General features: G+C 54.3%; 12 protein-coding genes. 4 read left to right on the top strand and 8 right to left on the bottom strand.

Annotation, left to right across the window (positions count from 1 at the left end):
* Positions 1-132: 132 nt before the first annotated feature.
* Positions 133-1,071 carry a PIG-L deacetylase family protein gene (locus Enr10x_RS16465; protein ID WP_145450726.1) on the bottom strand — a complete coding sequence of 313 codons (939 nt, stop codon included), beginning with the start codon at positions 1,069-1,071 and terminating at the stop codon, positions 133-135.
* Positions 1,072-1,205: 134 nt separating this feature from the next.
* Positions 1,206-2,102: a hypothetical protein gene (locus Enr10x_RS30000; protein WP_197994603.1), complete on the bottom strand. Its 897-nt coding sequence runs from the start codon at positions 2,100-2,102 to the stop codon at positions 1,206-1,208.
* A gap of 389 nt (positions 2,103-2,491) precedes the next feature.
* On the opposite strand from Enr10x_RS30000, the gene Enr10x_RS16455 reads away from it, so the two are divergent.
* Entirely contained in the window at positions 2,492-3,538 is a 1,047-nt protein-coding gene (locus Enr10x_RS16455; protein WP_145450725.1) for a phosphotransferase family protein, read from the top strand.
* 115 nt (positions 3,539-3,653) lie between these two features.
* Positions 3,654-5,021, top strand: coding sequence for a phosphopyruvate hydratase (gene eno, locus Enr10x_RS16450; RefSeq protein ID WP_145450724.1), 1,368 nt, complete (start codon positions 3,654-3,656; stop codon positions 5,019-5,021).
* Positions 5,022-5,060: 39 nt separating this feature from the next.
* On the opposite strand, the gene Enr10x_RS16445 is transcribed toward eno, so the two are convergent.
* Positions 5,061-7,319: a serine/threonine-protein kinase gene (locus tag Enr10x_RS16445; RefSeq protein ID WP_197997248.1), complete on the bottom strand. Its 2,259-nt coding sequence runs from the start codon at positions 7,317-7,319 to the stop codon at positions 5,061-5,063.
* Between the two features lie 195 nt (positions 7,320-7,514).
* Between Enr10x_RS16445 and Enr10x_RS16440 the strand changes: the two genes are divergently transcribed.
* Positions 7,515-8,144 carry an RNA polymerase sigma factor gene (locus tag Enr10x_RS16440; protein WP_145450722.1) on the top strand — a complete coding sequence of 210 codons (630 nt, stop codon included), beginning with the start codon at positions 7,515-7,517 and terminating at the stop codon, positions 8,142-8,144.
* Here the strand turns inward: Enr10x_RS16440 and Enr10x_RS16435 are convergent, their stop codons facing one another.
* From Enr10x_RS16435 to Enr10x_RS16425, 3 genes are all read right to left on the bottom strand, one after another.
* On the bottom strand, positions 8,145-9,215 hold the full coding sequence (locus Enr10x_RS16435) for an LOG family protein (RefSeq protein WP_145110019.1): 1,071 nt from the start codon (positions 9,213-9,215) through the stop codon (positions 8,145-8,147). It abuts the gene before it with no gap.
* A 53-nt stretch (positions 9,216-9,268) separates the two neighbouring features.
* Entirely contained in the window at positions 9,269-9,634 is a 366-nt protein-coding gene (locus Enr10x_RS16430) for an STAS domain-containing protein (protein ID WP_145110016.1), read from the bottom strand.
* Positions 9,635-9,766: 132 nt separating this feature from the next.
* Positions 9,767-12,481 (bottom strand): HEAT repeat domain-containing protein, encoded by a 2,715-nt coding sequence (locus tag Enr10x_RS16425; protein ID WP_197997247.1) that lies wholly within the window; start codon positions 12,479-12,481, stop codon positions 9,767-9,769.
* A 469-nt stretch (positions 12,482-12,950) separates the two neighbouring features.
* On the opposite strand from Enr10x_RS16425, the gene Enr10x_RS16420 reads away from it, so the two are divergent.
* On the top strand, positions 12,951-13,760 hold the full coding sequence (locus tag Enr10x_RS16420) for a carboxylesterase family protein (RefSeq protein ID WP_145450720.1): 810 nt from the start codon (positions 12,951-12,953) through the stop codon (positions 13,758-13,760).
* A 65-nt stretch (positions 13,761-13,825) separates the two neighbouring features.
* On the opposite strand, the gene Enr10x_RS16415 is transcribed toward Enr10x_RS16420, so the two are convergent.
* Together Enr10x_RS16415 and Enr10x_RS16410 are read right to left on the bottom strand one after the other, a co-directional pair.
* On the bottom strand, positions 13,826-14,752 hold the full coding sequence (locus Enr10x_RS16415; RefSeq protein ID WP_145110008.1) for an ABC transporter ATP-binding protein: 927 nt from the start codon (positions 14,750-14,752) through the stop codon (positions 13,826-13,828).
* The gene (locus Enr10x_RS16410) at positions 14,749-17,079 is read right to left on the bottom strand and encodes a DUF4350 domain-containing protein (RefSeq protein WP_145450719.1); all 2,331 of its coding nucleotides are present in this window, start codon (positions 17,077-17,079) and stop codon (positions 14,749-14,751) included. The genes Enr10x_RS16415 and Enr10x_RS16410 overlap by 4 nt, the downstream gene beginning before the upstream one ends.
* Between the last annotated feature and the right edge of the window lie 115 nt (positions 17,080-17,194).

Below are 17,194 nucleotides of genomic sequence, written 5' to 3'. Positions count from 1 at the left end.
CGCGTCGCATTTAAACATAGCGCTTCTCTATTTAATATACTCGGTCCAAATGGCCCTGGAGACGCTACAGTAAAACTGGACACAGTCTAAAGGTCTGATCAGTGGTTTCAAACAGCTGAGATGACGCGGCTGCTACTGTTCTGCTTTGGGGATCGAAGCTTCGATCGGAAACAGTTTGAGCAGTGTCTTTTTACTGGGCCGCGAACCGTATTCACACAGTTCAAACGATTCGGCGTACTTGATCCGTTTCCCGACCTCTTCGCCGTAAATATTAATCAGGTCTGTGCGGTATTTGTTGGCTTCATTCGACTGGCGTCGTGACCAGGAAGGACGAATGTGTTCGACGCGCAGTTCCGGTGGATTGGCAGGGGGAACTTTCGCGGCGCGTTCCGGGCTGCCTCCTGCGCCCCCTTCCAGGGACTGTGACACCAGCTGGGCAACCGCTTTCAGTTTCTTTTCGAATACGTTATCGACGGCTACGACCACATCCGGGCGAAAGGGATACGGTTTTTGAAATCCATCACTCGAATACATGAAGACCGGATTCTTTTTCAGCCGGGGAATATCCGGACAGAAGAAGGGAACGGTAACCATAAAGGCCGCATCCTGGACGAGGACGCCAACATAACGGTGGTCGGGATGATAATCCCACGGACGATGCGAGATCACCACGTCGGCTTTCCATTCCCGAATCACTTTCACGATTTTCTTCCGGTTTTCCAGGGTGGGCAGCAATTCGCCGTCATGGATATCCAGAACTTCCGATTCCACTCCCAAAATTTTGGCAGCCGCCTTGGCTTCCGCAGCGCGGCGTTGGGCAAGGGGACCGCCGGCCATTTCAAAGTGGCCGATATCGCCATTGGTCACGGAGACCAGTTTGACTTTATGGCCCTGTTCCGCCCACAGCGCAGCAGTGCCACCGTTTTTGTATTCTGCATCGTCCGGGTGGGCACCGAAGCAGATGATTCTCAGTGGTTCGTCTTCCGCAGCGGAAAGAACGGAGGGAACAAACAGGAGGGGGCAGAGCAGGAGCAACAGGGGGGAGATAACGTTTCGCAGCTTCAACATCATGGTCTTGAACTCCGGTTGGTGTTGATGGATCAATATTTAAACATGTTTCCAAAATACCGGAGAGCGCGACCAGATGGTAGTGTGCGCATAAAAAAAGGCTCGCCGAAGCGAGCCTTGCAATGACTGTTGCCTGCTTACTTAGAGAAACTGCGGACAGTTTCAACCTTACCCCGGGCAGGAGTTTCGTCAGCTTTATCGACGTCTTTCCGGTTGCGGGCACGTTCATGAGAAACGCCTACCAGTTGGACAGCGAGCTGCAGTTCTGCTCGTCTGAAGTAAGGTGAGGGAGGCAGACCTCCCAGTTGGTTGATCGACTTGGAAGCCAGTTCCTGCCAGCTCATTTTATTAGCCAGGTGCCAGGCTGCTGCCTGTCCTGCCTGCTGGTTGACACGACCGGTGGCTACCAGTTTGAGCAGTTCCTGCAGGGCAGGGTCTTTGACCATCTCTTCTGTTTTCACCATGCGGTATTTCATGCGTGAAGAAGGTTCTTTTTTGCCATGTTCCAGGCAGACGGAAGTGTAAGGTACATAAACGGTTTTTTCTGGTGGTACAGAGAAGAAACCGCCACCGGCTCCACCCATGCCGCCACCGCCTAAACCGCCACCACCCAGGCCGCCACCCAGACCACCGCCACCACCGCCAGCTGTCTGTGCTTGACCGCCCTGGCCACCGCCTAATCCGCCGCCGCCCAGGCCACCGCCCAGTCCGCCGCCGCCCAGACCGCCACCGAGGGCACCCTGTTTGAGAACCTGAACCGCCAGGAAGGTCTCCGGCAGTTTCACGTTCAGAGGTTTATCGTTTTTGTTCGTAATCAGTACGTTGCCACCTTTGGAACTTTTGGCAATGATTTCGACATCGACCAGCCCTGATTCCATCGCTGCAAACAGGTCATCGACCTTTTCTGCAGAGGGATCGTATTTCTGTGGCTTAATCGTTTTTTTGCCGGCTTCCAGATTGGTGCTCAGGCAAAGTGCCAGGCAACCGGCAGTCAGAATTGTCAAAAATCGGGACGCAGCTTTTGTGGACAACATAGAAAACGTTCCTGTGGTTCACGGAAAAAAGACCACTCTGATGTGGCGTGAGAATAGGTGTCGCTGAATCAGCTATTTATTACAACTAACCCAACATTATCATCTTACAGCATATTAATCGGTTCTGGCAACAAAAAGTTGCCCGTAAACCAAGTTTTTGGCAAGTCGACCTGCCGGCTGTTTAAGTCAATCCGGTCAGGTAATTCCTGAGCACGAGTCGATTTTGCGGGTTATGAGGCTGGTATCAGCGGCAGTGAATTCAGGGGGACCGTTGATTTCCTCCCAGGATGCTCGGGCTGAGCCTGTTCTCCCGGCGTTTCTCTGATTAAGATGGAGTGAGTCAGAAATGAGATTAACGCTTACCATGTATCAACTTATGGGATGAATTCATGCTCCGGGAGATCACGGCGGAGAACGCGATTGAGTATCTCAGGGAACAGGGACAGCTCCAGCCCGAAGAGGTGGCTTCGGCTGAGGCGTTGGCCTGGGGGGTCTCGAATATCGTCATTCGTATAGACCGGGAAGCGGAGGCCGATTTCGTCATCAAGCAGTCCCGGAAACAGCTGCGGACTCAGGCCGAATGGTTCAGCCAGCTGGAGCGGATCTGGCGCGAACTGGAAGTGATGCAGGAATTACAGCAACTGCTGCCTGCCAGCGTGGTACCACGCGTGCTGTTCGAAGACCGTGAAAACTATCTGTTCGCCATGGAAGCAATCGCCGCGGATCACAAGGTCTGGAAAGCGGAACTGCTGGACGGCCGGTTCGATCAAACCGTTGCCTGTGAGTTGGGGAGTTTTCTGAGTGCCATCCATCGCCGGACCTTCCTGCAGGAACAATATCAGCAGCGGTGGGGAGACTGGGAAATCTTTGATCAGCTGCGGATTGATCCGTTTTACCGGTTCATTGTCAGAGCACATCCCGAAATCAAAGACTGGGTGGCAGCGCTGATTGAAGAGATGTCCGCGCATCGGCTGTGTCTGGTGCTGGCCGATTTCAGTCCCAAGAACATCCTGATTACCGAGCAGCAGATTCATCTGGTTGATTTTGAAACGGCGCATTTCGGCGATCCCGCCTTTGATCTTGGATTTTTTCTCAGTCATCTGCTGTTGAAAGCGGTCCACTTTCAGGCTGAAGGCATCCCCTGTATTGAACTGGCGGAAATCTTCTGGGACTCCTATTTGAACTCAGAGGCGGTCAAACCACTGGAGCCGGGACCGGAGGCTGCTAAAATGGAAGAACCGCTGATCGGTCAGCGTACGATCAAGCATCTGGCGGCCTGCATGCTGGCGCGAGTCGATGGAAAGAGCACGGTTGATTATCTGAGTGACTCGACACAACAGGACCTGGTCCGGTCGTTTGCCCTGTCGCTGATTCTGAATCCGCCGGATTCCATTCCCGACGCCTTTGCGCGACTGAAAGAGTTGCTGATTTCCTGACCGACGTGCTGGTGACGCGACCTGGAAATCCTGTTATGTTAAAATGAGGAGCGGGCTCAGAGGTTCGGGCCATCAAAGTTAAAATATAAAGGCAGTCTGGAGAGAGAAATCTGTCATGACCCAAATTGAGTATGTGCAGGCACGCGAAGTTTTTGACAGTCGAGGCAATCCCACTGTGGAAGTCGAGATCTGCTGTGCGAATTGCAGGCCAGGGCGAGCCATCGTTCCCAGCGGCGCCAGCACGGGGAAATTTGAAGCCGTTGAATTACGCGACCAGGATCCCAACCGCTTTGACGGGCTGGGGGTGACACAGGCTGTGGAGAATGTCCGCCGCGAAATATCCGATGCCCTGATCGGTCAGGATGCCTCGGATCAACGGGCCATCGATGCCCGGCTTCGTGAACTGGACGGGACGGAAAACAAGTCGCGGCTGGGAGCCAATGCCATTCTGGGAGCCTCGCTGGCAGCCGCATATGCTTCCGCCGAAGCACAGCAGCAGAGTCCAGTCGAACGGTTTGCGGAGATCTGGTCTGACTACCTGGAATCAAAAACAGACGTGGAGCCGGCTCAGCGGGAACGCACCTCTCTGTTGGCCCAGTCCATGTCACTGCCGCTGCCGATGGTGAATATGATCTCGGGCGGGCTGCATGCGGGACGGAATCTCGATTTTCAGGACTTCCTGATCCTGCCGGTCGGAGCGACATCCTATCGCCAGGCCTTCGAATGGATCGTGACCATCTATCGCCGACTGGGACAGCTTCTGAATAAGACGGGACACGAAGGAACTCTGATTGGTGACGAAGGAGGCTACGGTCCGAAACTCTCCTGCAACAGCGAAGCGGTCAAATATGTCGTGGGGGCAATTGAAGCGGCAGGGCTCACACCGGGAGACGATGTGGCCATCGGCCTGGATGTGGCCAGTACCCACTTTTATGACGCCGAGAGTGGAACCTACCATCTGAATGCGACGGGCGACGAAGCCCTTTCCGCCGACGATGTAATCAATATGCTCGAACGCTGGGTCGATACTTACCCGATTGTCAGTATCGAAGATGGCCTGGCAGAAGACGACTGGGAAGGCTGGAAGAAACTCACCGAACGACTGGGGCACCGTGTGCAGCTGATTGGTGATGATCTGTTTGTCACCAATCGACAGCGGCTGCAGCAGGGGATTGAGAGTCAGACAGCCAACAGTGTGCTGGTCAAATTGAACCAGATCGGCACACTGTCTGAAACTCTGGAAACATTGCGCATGGCCATCGATCACGGCTACTGGCCCGTCGTTTCCGCGCGGAGTGGGGAAACCGAAGACACCACCATTGCCGATCTGGTTGTCGCGACCGGAGCCGGTCAGCTCAAAGTGGGCTCGGTAGGACGCAGTGAGCGCCTGGCAAAATACAATCAGCTGCTGCGACTGGAAGAACTGCTGGCGGACCGGGCACCCTATCATGGGGGCGGGATCTTCTCCAGCCTGCGCAAGTAATCTGCGGTAGAAGACAATGTTCCGACGGACGCTCTGCGTTTAGAAGCGGTTGGCAGAATCCGTTTGCGTACCGGGCTGGTTTTTCGCATAAAGTCTGATCAGGGCATCCAGATCAGCCTGCAATGACTGAAACACGCGAAAGATGCTGACGGCACCCAGGGTTCCTGCTATGGTCAGCAGTACAATGGCGAGTTTGTCGTCCAGGTTCAGAATCGCCAGGGCCGCAATGCTGAGCATCGGCACCAGAAAGGCGAGAATCAGATAGACCCAACTCAGTTTCTTGAGTTTCTCCAGTGGTGCGGGCGGCAGTTGACTGAAATCGGCCCGCTGGATCAGCTGGGGGTAAATCGTATGCAGACTGAAATAAGTGACGCCAAAGAACGGATAGCTGGCGGCAATCAATCCGCAGAGCAGCAGCGATCCCAGGAAATGCATGTAGGCGGAAGCCGGTAGCGACCCGATGGCAAAATGCATGCTGATCGGATAGGCGATGCCCGCGATGATCCATTCCGTTGTACAGATCAGCGCCGCATAGTGCCCCAGTCGCAGACAACGGTGCTGCAATAGGGAATTGTTTGTGTCAGGTGATTTCGATCGGTCCTGTTGAACGGTTCCGCCTCGAATCAGGGTCCAGGTTAGCCAGCCGATCAGCCCCAGTCCTGTCGGGTAGGCAATCAAATTGATCGCCGACTGAATGTTCCAGAATGCATCCTGTGAATTTTTCAAATGTTCGATGATATGTTTCTGGTTATGAAAAAAGTTGAACAGCCCTGCCAGGATGTTAGGGATCGCGACAATCAGCACGACGATCAGCACTTCACAGCCTGTGCAGCGGTGAAACCAGCTTTTCGAAGAGGGAAACAGAATCTGCTGTGCGCGGGGATTAAGGCACAGTTCCAGCTGACTGGCCAGTTCCTGGCCCGAGCTCCAGCGGTCCTGTGGATCGGGGGCCAGGCATTTCTGGAGCACGGTCACAAGATGTTCCGGGCAGTCCGGCGGAAGATGCTGGGGGGATGCCTGCAGACTCTGTCCGGTTTTACGCTGTTCGATCATCTGCTTTAACAGATCGGACCAGTTGCTCGTCGCAGCCGGTGTCTGAAAGGGGCGAATCCCGGTCAGTAACTCAGCCAGCATCAGTCCGAGGGAATAGAGATCGCTGCGCTCATCCAGGCTCTCGGGGAGCCGGGGATGGGTATGATCATAGGCTTCCAGCTGTTCCGGCGACATGTAGGCCAGACTGCCCCCGAAATAGGCAGCGGGAGTGGTCCCCGCGACTTGCGAACTGAAGCTGATATTGAAGTCGGCCAGTTTGGGAACGCCATCCGCGGTCAGCAGTACGTTGGCCGGTTTGATGTCGCGGTGCAGAACTCCTTTCTGATGGGCGTAGTCCAACGCTCTGGCCAGTCGAATTCCGATCCAGCAGATCGTCTCCGGCCAGGTCAGGGAGCGCAAGGTCTGGTAGGTGACCGATTCGGCCGGTCGTGATTCGCCCCGGAGTTCCAGTGACTGATTCAGCGCAGAAACCAGTAGACTGCCGGAACGTTCTGCCGGTGCGGTTTTGCGGATGATCTCGATGACTGACTGCAGCGTGCCCCCCGGAAGGTACTGCATATACAGCAGACGTAGTTTCTCATCGGCCAGGATCCGCTGATCGAACACACGCACGATGTTGTCGTGATCGAGCTGAGCCAGGGTTTGCGGTTCGTCGCTGGAATCTTCCGAGATTTTGAGTGCCACCAGTCGCTGCATGGAATTCTGACGCGCCTGGAAGACGCGGGCAAACGCGCCCTGGCCAAGCAGCGTCAGGAGTTCAAAGTCATCCACCGTCTGTCCCGGCTGAAACTGATCTAACGTCTGTGGCTTGGTCTGATGAAACAGACTGGTAGTCTGATAGGCATGATTCAGGTCGAACAACTGCTGTAGTTGGGGGCTGGCTGTGGGCAGACAGCCGAGATAGTCATCGGGATCGACCTCGAAACCGTTCTGGCGGCGGAGATGAAATTCTTCATAGAGCAGATCGACGGGCAGACTCTCGGCCTGCAGTTCCGGAAACTCTGCGATATATTCCTGCAGGCGTTTGGGGAAGTTGAATCGTTGCCAGCGATATTCCAGGTCGATCTTGATCAGTTCATTTAACAGAAAATGTGGAACCGGATCTGCTGAGGGGAGATACTTGCGCAAATCCGGCGGCTGCTGGCCTGCTTCCCAGTCCGTGACAAACTGTTCCATCACTTCAGTCAGTGCGTCGAGCGCAAGCTGGCTCTCTGTTGCTTCCAGACCTGGCGTAGTTTCGGACAACAGTGAACTCCTGAGAAATGGATTGGCGGATTCAAACTCAGAATCGAGCAGGTTTGTATGGCTGACCGGTAAGCGACGTGATATAAGTGTCAATAAATGCAGAGACACAGTCCACATGGTAACCAATCATGCACGGTGTGCAAAGCAGAATGCAGTGCGGAAATGGTTGAACTCCAGCAGCAAGTGAGCAGGTGCATGGCGACAGACATTGAAGAACTGGTCAGGCAGATTCAACAGGGGAGCGAACCGGCGCTGCTTGAATTTCTGGAAGTGCATCGCACGCCGTTACTCGCTTTCATCAATAAGAATATGAGTGATGCCCTGAAGACCAAAGTGGAAGCAGCCGACATCCTGCAGGAAGTCTCGCTGAATGCGGTCTCTTCCTTTGCCGAGTTCGATTTTGAGAAGAAGACTCCATTCAACTGGCTCTGTCATCTGGCCGAACGCCGGATAATTGATAATCACCGCAAATTCTTTCAGGTGCAGAAGCGGGCTGCCGGCCGGGAAGTGAGACAACCTGCGGGCGGTGATGGCGAAGGGCAGGGGTTTATGGACATCCTGGTTGCCAGCCTGACCAGCCCCAGCCAGGCATTTTCCCGCGGGGCAAAAGAAATGAAACTGTTGACGGCACTGGAAACACTGCCTGAAGAGAGTCGCGAAGCGATCCGGCTGAAATATGTGGAAGGCCTCAATTCCAGTGAGATCGCCGAACAAATGGGGAAATCCGATGTGGCGGTGCGGGTGCTGGTCAGCCGTGCGATGGCGAAACTGCAGGAGATCCTCAAGCAGGAAGACGAGTTTAAAAGCCTGCTGGGACGACGCTGATTATTCTTCCTCGTCCTCTTCGTCATCGTGGTTGGGGGCCAGTTCGGCATTGATGCGATCTATCATCTGCCGCAGGCGTCCCAGGTTTTTCCGGTTGAAGAGCAGAGAAATCCGGGGCAGGTTTACCAGGTGCTCGTCATCCATTTCCAGTTCGTGGGCTTCCACTTTGGTTATGATGCCTGATTCCAGAATGTCGTTGAATTCATTGTTGAGTTTTTCGACAAACTCATTGCTCGGTTCGACGTGCAGACGCAGTACCAGGCGGCCGTTGACATACCGCATACTGTTATACACGCTGTAAAACCCGATAATTTCATCGACAGCGTCTTCGATGTCTTCAGTAATGTGAAACAGCGAGAGATCTTCGGGAGAGATCAGTTCCTGTCTCAACAGGTTCTCTTCCAGGTAGGTTTTCCAGTCTTTCCAGTAGCTGCCGCCGGGGGCCTCCAGCAGTACGATGGGCATCGGATCCCGTTTACCGGTCTGGACCAGTGTCAGGGTTTCGAAGGCTTCGTCCTGTGTGCCGAAACCACCCGCACAGCAGACGATGGCGTGCACTTCCTTGACGAACAGCAGCTTACGGGTGAAGAAGTAATTCAGGTTGACCAGTTTCTCGTCTTTGTGGATGACGTAATTCGGCTCCTGTTCGAAAGGGAGCATAATGTTGACGCCCATGGACATGTCGGTCCCCGCTCCCACATGGGCGGCTTCCATGATCCCCGGGCCGGCACCGGTGACGATCATCCATTTTTCTTCCGCCATTCTGCGACCAAAGTGGAGCGCCTGTTGATAGGCAGGCTCATCGGGCAGGGTCCGCGCGGAACCGAATACGGTGACTTTTCGTTGTTTGCGGTAGGGGGTGAAGACCTTGAACGCGTAACGCAGTTCTTTAAGCGCGCGGTCCAGAATCTTGAGGTCGCCGCGCGTGGCCTGGTCCTGCTTCAGCTTGTCTGCCGTCTCTTTGATACTGGCGATAATTGATTCATGCGGATACAGCTCGGTGCAGTGTTCCGTGGGCAGTACGTCAGATTCGGAAACGCGGGGGCGGGTTTTTCGATATTTCCTCGACATGATCAATTAATCCTTTAATCTGGCTGGTCGAGATGAATGCCAGTCGCTGATTGTTAACCCATCAGGGCGTCCAGAGCTTCGTCTCTGGTTTCATAAATAGCCCAGAGTGTGTCTAACGCGGTGATCCGCAGTAATTCGCTGGCCATTTTGCTGGCACCGCACAATACCAGCTCACCCCCGCGGCTGCGAACATGTTTATGACATCGCAGCAGCAGCGCCAGGAAGACGGAACCAAAGTAGCTCACATCGCTCAAATCAAAAACGACCATCGGAATTTCCACTTCCTGCAACGGTGCCATTACGATGTCAGCGGCCTGTTCGATCAGGTCCCAGCTCATCGATTCCACGTTGCTCGCTGGAATGATTACAACTGTGTTACCATGCCATTCCAATTGAAAATCTTCGTGGTAGTTCGTCATGAAGTTATTCCGCGGTGAAGATGTGATTCTCTAGATACTGAAGTTTCTGAAAAGTGAGCAATTACAGCCCATAATACTGAGAACCTGGAGGGGAGAACAGCCTTCTAGCGTCTCAAAAACAAGATTTCACACTTAACGCCCGGTAAAGAGCCGTGAACCGGCCCCAGAGTGCTGGGTTTGCCACCAGTTCATCCAGATTTTGGCCTGCTCGGTCTGTCGCGATTCTGTCTTGAGTTCCGGTGGTTGATCGGATTCCGGAACCAGTCGGTCCAGGCTGCTTAGCATTTCTTCCAGCGTGGACGTATTCCGTTCGGTCCACGCCATTTGAATCAGGGGTTCCACGAATCGGGTTTGCCCTGATTCCCCCATTTCCCGAACCGCATCCCGGCGTACAGAACTGCGGGGGTCGTTGGAGATCCGAACCAGTTCCTGCATCCCCTGGAAATCTCCCAGGTGACTCAAGGCAACCACGGTCTGGAAACGGACTCGCTGATTGGAATCTGTCATCAACGCCCGGAGTGAAGCCGGTGTGGACTGAGTCTGCTCTGCGCTCTGAACCCCGTTGATAGCCAGCGGATTGTGACAGTGTCCCAGGGCCTTGATGGCCGCCAGTTGCACCGATCTGTTTTTATCATTCAACAGGGGCAGAATCCAGGGGGCATACCGGGGCAAGCCGTGTGCGCCAAAGTAATCGCAGCCCAGGACGCGAATGTCGGGCCAGTGATGATTGATAGCCAGCAGAGCCAGCTGGGCGGTCTCTTCATAGTTGTCCTGGGCGATCGATTCCATCACGATCCGCCACACGAGCCGGTCCTGTTCCTGCGTCATCAGTTTGCGCAGACGTTTCACGATCACCGGGTTGAGTGAGGACTTCTGAGAATTGCGAAAGAGCTGCTGAGCCGCCTGTCGTCGATCGGTGATATGGGAACTGGTCAGTTGCTGCAGAGCGGCATAGCTGGCATCCAGTTTAGGAAGCAGGTCGCTATAGATTTCCTCCGGAATCGCAATGGACGTGTCCAGGATCATTTTTTCCAGGATGTTGACCTCTTCCGGAGTCAGGTGAGAAAGCTCCTGGAATGCCTGTTGCCGGGCGGGAGACTCCATGGGTTGAGAAATCAGATTCTGAAAGTAGGCCTGCAGTTCAGCCCTGCGCCCCTGGTTGACGCGCGGCCGTTGCCGAATGCCTTCCTGCATGAGTTGGGTCCAGAATCCACCAGGCAGTTCACCTGATTGGACCAGGCTCCGGATTGCAGCGATCCGCTCATCACGAGAGGCTTCAATCGAGATGGTCCCGCCGACTCCGGTTCGCTCCGTCAGCTGCAGCACACTGGAGCGCCGGGTTTTGAAGACTCCTTCCTGGATGCCTTCCAGCAGGAGCGGAACAGCCAGCTCATCCGGCCAGTTCTGGATCGATTCAATGACCGTCAGTTGCACTTCGGTGCTGCGGTCATTGATCAGTGATTTCAGCTGCAGCGCCGCATCGGCCGTCGGCGACAGTCCCAGTCCTGCAGCGACTGCATGCCGCACTGCAGAGGAACTGTCATCCTTGAGCCCTTTGAGATAAGAGGGGCCCCAGGAACTCAGGCCTGTCGCTGCAGAGACGCGGACGGTTTCCTGCGGACGTTTGGCCTGCTCTTTCAGCAGCTGCAGGGCGGAATCACTGGCCAGTAAACCCAGATGCTGGATGGCCCGGTTCTGCACCATCACATCTGCATCTTTCAACTGAGAGGCGAGAATGGCTTCTGCATCGGGGTGCTGAACCACTGCGGCCCAGTATCCGAAGTTCCACCGAATCGTGGCGTCGGGATCCCAGCGGACCTGCATGAGATTGGTCGGCCAGACAGAAGTTTGGAATGGACGCGGCTGCCGTTGATTTTGTGTGAGATGAGAAAACTGCTCAGGTTCCGCATACAGCCAGAGGCCGTGCATGATGCAGCCTTCCAGTGCGGCCTGGCGTAGTTCTTTCGGAGGCAGGGTGCTGCTGTCGGTAATGTCCAGGGACTGATCCAGCGACGGGATCTGCGCGGGAGGCATGAATCGCGACAGGCTGCGATAGAGTTCCCCTCTGAGTTTGACAGAAATATCCGGCCGCGCGAGTAACTGTGTGAGTCGATTTTTGGTTGCCAGGGGCAGGGCGTCCGCATGTGCCAGGACCAGAGAGAGTCCGTTGAGTGCCGCTGACCGCATCGCCGGGGACACGGTCGATTTGTTCTTCTGTTCTGATTTCGATTCAGAGGCTGATTGGGAACCGGAATCACAAGCGAGCTGTTCCAGAATGGGGACCGTTTCCATGGCGGTTTGCGGAGCTAAAGTGGCCCAGAGGATGGCTGCGTTCCTGCCTGCCAGCGTGTCATGTTCTGAGAGCTGCTGTAATGCAGCGATTTTCTTCGAAGCAAAACGTGGTTCATTCTCGGTGTTGTGACGGGTAAAGAATTCCTGCAAGGCATTGAACGACCAGTGCTCTGCAGATGACTTTGTTTTGGCAGGGCCCGGCTGCCCGGCATCCGCTGTTTTCGAACTGTCTGAAGCGGTTGCCGAGGACGCGACCTGGGTTGGACTGGAATCATCGCCTGTCACGGCAGAGGAATTCTTCGATTCGGAAAGCGGTGAATTCTCCTGTTTGACGCCAAACAGCCAGCGATGAATTTGGGGAGAGGACAACCGAGACGTCGCTTTCAGGCCACGGAGAGTGGTCCACTCATCGTAAGCGGACCAGTGGTGATTGATGATCCAGAGATCCTGGGACAGATAAACGTGCAGGCCTTCCAGCTCCGGGGGGATCTCGGGAGAGGCCTTATGTGTCTCTTTGAAAGCAGTCACCACAGGCGCTTCACTGACGTTCTGCAACAGGCTTTTCTGGCAACTGCTGCACACCGCGCAGATCAGAACCGGGAGCGTCCACAAAAGCCAGGTGAGTTGACTTCGATGAATCTCTGATGGTCCAGCGGAATTGATTCCACGTTGGGAAGCAGATTTCATGCGCGAAACAGATCGGAAGGATTGGATGTGAGATGGAAAAAACTTCTGGATCAGAAGTGAGAATTGAGAGCGGAAAGATAGCAGATTACTGAATTTAGGTGAAGAGGATTCTGTTCTGGATCATGGAGTGTGCAACGGAGCCTGGCAGGCCAGCGGTTTGTTAATCTGGGTAGATCTGGTTGCTGTGAGGCTTGCGTATGTTTCCTGTTTTCCGGTCGGGGCTACTGGCTGGATTTGAGGCAGTAAGCTTGCAGACCGTGATCTGGTTTGTCATGCTCGGGTTCTATCTTACTTAAATTCTCAAAATGAATTTCCAGGATCAGGAGAAATAAACAACATGTTGCGAAAATTATTACCAGGAGTGTTGGCGCTGCTCATACTGCTCAGCGGAGCTGCGGTACAGGCAGCCGAAAAAGCGCAGTCCGGCAAACAGGGTGCTGCTGAGCTCAAGACTTCGATTCCGGTCAATATGGATTACCTGATCTATCTGCCCGAGAATTATGATGAAAAAGAAAAGTGGCCCTTAATGCTGTTCCTGCACGGTGCAGGTGAACGGGGGGATGACCTGGATCTGGTGACCATTCACGGTCCGCCAATGCTGATCAAAAACGGAAAACAGTTTCCGTTTATCGTGGTTTCTCCACAGTGCCCCAAGGATCAGCTCTGGCAGCCGGTCGAACTGACGGCACTGCTCAATGAGATTGAAAAGAAGTACAAAGTCGACAAGGATCGGATCTACGTCACGGGGTTGAGCATGGGGGGCTTTGGTACCTGGTCTCTGGCTGCATATACTCCCTACCGGTTCGCTGCCCTGGTGCCGATCTGTGGCGGTGGGGAAAAATTCTGGGTGAAGAAGATCAAGCATGTTCCCATCTGGGTATTTCATGGGGCGAAAGATACTGCGGTCCCTCTGGAACGTTCACAGTCTCTGGTCGATGTACTGAAAAAAGAGAAGGCGGACGTGTCGTTCACAATCTACCCGGAAGCAGGGCATAATTCCTGGACGGAAACCTACGACAATCACAAAGTCTACGAGTGGCTGCTGCAGCAGAAGCGGAAACCGGAAGCAGAAGTGAAAGCGGCAGAAAAGAAAGCCGAAGCGGAACGCAAAGCGAAACAGGCTGCGGCGAAGAAGAAAAAACAGTAATCGGCATCAGTGAGCCAGGTTGACGTGGAACACTGCGTCAACCTGTGCCCTGGCATCTGATGGAATTACTGTACCAGCCCCTTGGTCAGTTCCATGAAAGCGGTTTCCAGGTTGATTTCTTCTTCCCGGAACAGCTTGAGCTTGAACCCCTCCCCAATCAGCATCGAGGGGATAAAGGTGTAGTCTTTGACGTCGTTCTGCAGGGTGACCAGCATTTCATCCTTTTTGATTTCCAGATTGGAAACCTGGTCATGCGCTTCCAGCAGCGCAGCAGCCTTTTCGGTATTCTCGGTGACCGCGACGTGGAGCAGAATTCGCTGACGTGCTTTTTTCATCACTTCATCGACGTTGTCATCGACGATCAGATTCCCTTTTTCAATCATGCCGACCCGCGTACAGACATCTGCCAGCTCGGGCAGGATGTGGCTGGAGACGATCACGGTTTTCTTCATTTCTCCGAGCCGTTTGAGCAGGTTGCGAATTTCAATACGGGCGCGGGGGTCCAGACCACTGGCGGGTTCATCCAGCAGCAGCACCTGCGGCTCGTGTAACAGGACACGCGCCAGCCCAATCCGCTGAGTCTGACCGCGGGAGAGCTGGTTGACCATCGCGTCCCGTTTGAAAGACATGTCGACCAGTTCCAGTTTTTCTTCACAGACCTTGCGGCGCTGCGGCCCCTTGATGCGATAGGCAGAGGCGAAAAACTCGAGGTATTCAATGACGGTCATGTCATCATACACGCCGAAGAAGTCGGGCATGAATCCAACCAGGCGACGGATTTCTTCGGGATGCGTATAGATCGACTTTCCACAGACGTAAGCTTCACCGTAATCCGGGCTGAGCAGCGTGGCGATCATCCGCATGGTCGTGGTTTTACCGGAACCGTTGGGGCCGATAAAACCAAAGACATCGCCTTCTCCCAGGTTCAGGTTGATATTATTGACGGCAATCAGATTGCCGTAGCGCTTGGTTAAATTACGTGTTTCAATCACTCTTTATCACTCCCGGAAGGTGTGTCCTGCTGGTTGGGCGACTCTTCAGCTTTCTCTTTTTCTTTTTTATTGTCTTCTTCCAACGAGGGTAACTCGTATTGAATCTCATTCGACCGTTTGACGGGGATCACGACGCGCAGATAGGTGTCCTGCTGATCCTGAGAGAGGGACTCGTCATCCAACTGAACCTGGCTGAGCGGCGTGCCCAGCCGGGCAAACAGGACCGCTCTTCCGAGTCGCAGTTGTTCGGTCAGGTCGAGTTGCTCAGCGGCGATGTTGGAAAGGCCCGTATAGCCGAAGCCCCCTGCCGTTTCGTGGAAGGTCAGCATCTTCAGGATTTCGTAGGCGTTTTTCGAGAACGTATTATAGTCGGTCTGCTCGGTTACCACGTTCCCCGCATTCGCTCCCCTGGCGGCAATCCGGCGGGAGACGGAACGGGTCAGGTAGCCTTTGATGTTTCGCGACTCTATGCCCGGGCCATTGATGTCCCAGCTCTGATTTGCGGGGATGTAGGAAGCTTCCAGTTGTTCCGGGTTCACGAGTGGCAGATAAATGCGATTTCCATATGCCAGGACCCATTCTTTCAGCGGACCGGAGAAACGATGCGTCAGCTTGCCGGAGAGTTGTCCCAGGCTGGTGCCTGTCAGGTCGGAAGTCAGCAGGTCAGGCTGCTGTTGTGACCAGTCTCCCAGCAGGCTCTTGGTTCCCCATTTGAGCACGGGCAGGTTCTCGATCTCGCTCGAATCAGGTGTGAACTGATAGGCGGGGCCGGTAATGGTCCCTTCTGCAGAGCGATACATGCCGGCAAACGTGTTTTCGGGAAGCCCGTTCCAGCAGAGATGCGTTGGGAAGGTATCAGAAGTGGTCGTAGGAGCGGGGATTTGAGACATCACTTTAACCTGATAGCGTCGGGTTTCCGGACTGTATAAATTCAGGTAAAAACGCCCCCGCAGTTGGCCGGTGGTCGCATCGTAATCAGCTACATTCAGCTGTGTCGTATGCAGTTGATTGCCGTTACTCTGCTGTGCGGTCAGGACACCCCAGCCTGCTGCGAGAATGACCATTGTGGGGAAAGTAAACCAGGTGATGTGCGGTTTTTTGAGGAGGCGATGGACCACCACATAATCAAGGGGGCCAATGATGAGCAGGTAGACCAGGATCAATCCCATCACCCACCAGTGTGAAACCCGTTGCACCTGCAGAAAATTCTGCTGAGAATGAAACATCTGGGTTTCCAGTTCGGAAATACCGGTTTGCGAAATCCGTTTCCCCAGTTCCATGTTTTTTTGACCGGTACCGCCGGACTGAATTCTGCGATACGCCAGCTTGGGGCAGAGGTTTTTCAAGCCCTCCCAGCCAACCAGGGGGCTGGTATTCAGGTCCAGTCCCAGGAACGTCACCATGCCGAGCCCATAGGGCACGCGGACGAGCAGGGGACCGTCCAGGGAGGTCGCCAGGACTTCACCTGTTTCAATCTCAATGCGGGCGGCAGTCGCGACTCCGCGAATACGCGAACGCACCGCCGCAAACAGCTCCAGGCTGCTCATTTCACGCACCCGACTGGTTCCCGGAGTTTTGACCGGGATCCATCTGGCGAATTCACTTTTCTGGTAATCTTCCAGCTGGTTCCCGACACACATCACCAGGTGGCCTCCATTGGCAACCCAGTCACGAATCGCCCGGTTCTTCGCACCACTCACGCTGTAATCGCCATTGACGATCAGAGTATCGAGGGTATCGTAACCGTAGGCGTTTTCGGGAAGTAACTTCTGGTCGGAAATCAGGGAAGTATACCGATTCAGATTCTGATTGAGGGTCTCAAGATCTTCTTCCGCTACCGTTTGAAAACCGGAAATTTTTCCGATCGTAGCCCAGAGCTCAACCGACTGTTCCAGGCCGATGCCGGTAAACTGATTTTGAGCCGCACGGGGCGTGTAAGTAAATTCTTGGAGAATGGATTGTGTTTCAGTCTCCAGCAGGCGGATTTTCAGTGGGCAATCCATCAGCCCCGCTTTGAACAGAGAATGCAACTGGTAAGTGCCTGGTTGTGGACAGGAGTAGACCTGGGAAGGGACTTCTGTCGGGTTTCCGTCCGGCGAAAGGGCTGTGATAGTGAACTGTAGATCGATGGCCTCAGTCGTCGTCACATTCAAGGTCACGGGAACCCAGCGGCCCACTTTGTACAGGCCTCCAAAGCCGACCTGGACCTGATCGACTGCGACAGACTCAGACTGTTCTGCTGCAGGCAACCGTAATGGTTGCACCTGAAGCAGCAGGAAAAACAGCAGATAAAAGAGTGGGGATCGGAATACAAGAGGTGATTTCATGCGTTCTTAATTTCTGCGTTCAGGAAACCAGGCAGGCATCCAGAAAACAGCTTCGGTAATGGTTTTGAGCTCATTCTGAAGCTCAAAAGGCAGTTTGGATGTATCACGTCAATTC

Origin of the sequence: Gimesia panareensis (assembly GCF_007748155.1) — a bacterium.
GTDB lineage: Bacteria > Planctomycetota > Planctomycetia > Planctomycetales > Planctomycetaceae > Gimesia > Gimesia panareensis.
This window is presented reverse-complemented; position numbering and strand designations above follow the sequence as displayed.

Coding starts and splice junctions, on each gene's coding strand:
- eno (WP_145450724.1), top strand. CDS start 3,654: ATGACCCAAATTGAGTATGTGCAGGCACGCGAAGTTTTTGACAGTCGA.
- Enr10x_RS16465 (WP_145450726.1), bottom strand. CDS start 1,071: ATGATGTTGAAGCTGCGAAACGTTATCTCCCCCCTGTTGCTCCTGCTC.
- Enr10x_RS16430 (WP_145110016.1), bottom strand. CDS start 9,634: ATGACGAACTACCACGAAGATTTTCAATTGGAATGGCATGGTAACACA.
- Enr10x_RS16410 (WP_145450719.1), bottom strand. CDS start 17,079: ATGAAATCACCTCTTGTATTCCGATCCCCACTCTTTTATCTGCTGTTT.
- Enr10x_RS30000 (WP_197994603.1), bottom strand. CDS start 2,102: ATGTTGTCCACAAAAGCTGCGTCCCGATTTTTGACAATTCTGACTGCC.
- Enr10x_RS16440 (WP_145450722.1), top strand. CDS start 7,515: ATGGCGACAGACATTGAAGAACTGGTCAGGCAGATTCAACAGGGGAGC.
- Enr10x_RS16420 (WP_145450720.1), top strand. CDS start 12,951: ATGTTGCGAAAATTATTACCAGGAGTGTTGGCGCTGCTCATACTGCTC.
- Enr10x_RS16455 (WP_145450725.1), top strand. CDS start 2,492: ATGCTCCGGGAGATCACGGCGGAGAACGCGATTGAGTATCTCAGGGAA.
- Enr10x_RS16435 (WP_145110019.1), bottom strand. CDS start 9,215: ATGTCGAGGAAATATCGAAAAACCCGCCCCCGCGTTTCCGAATCTGAC.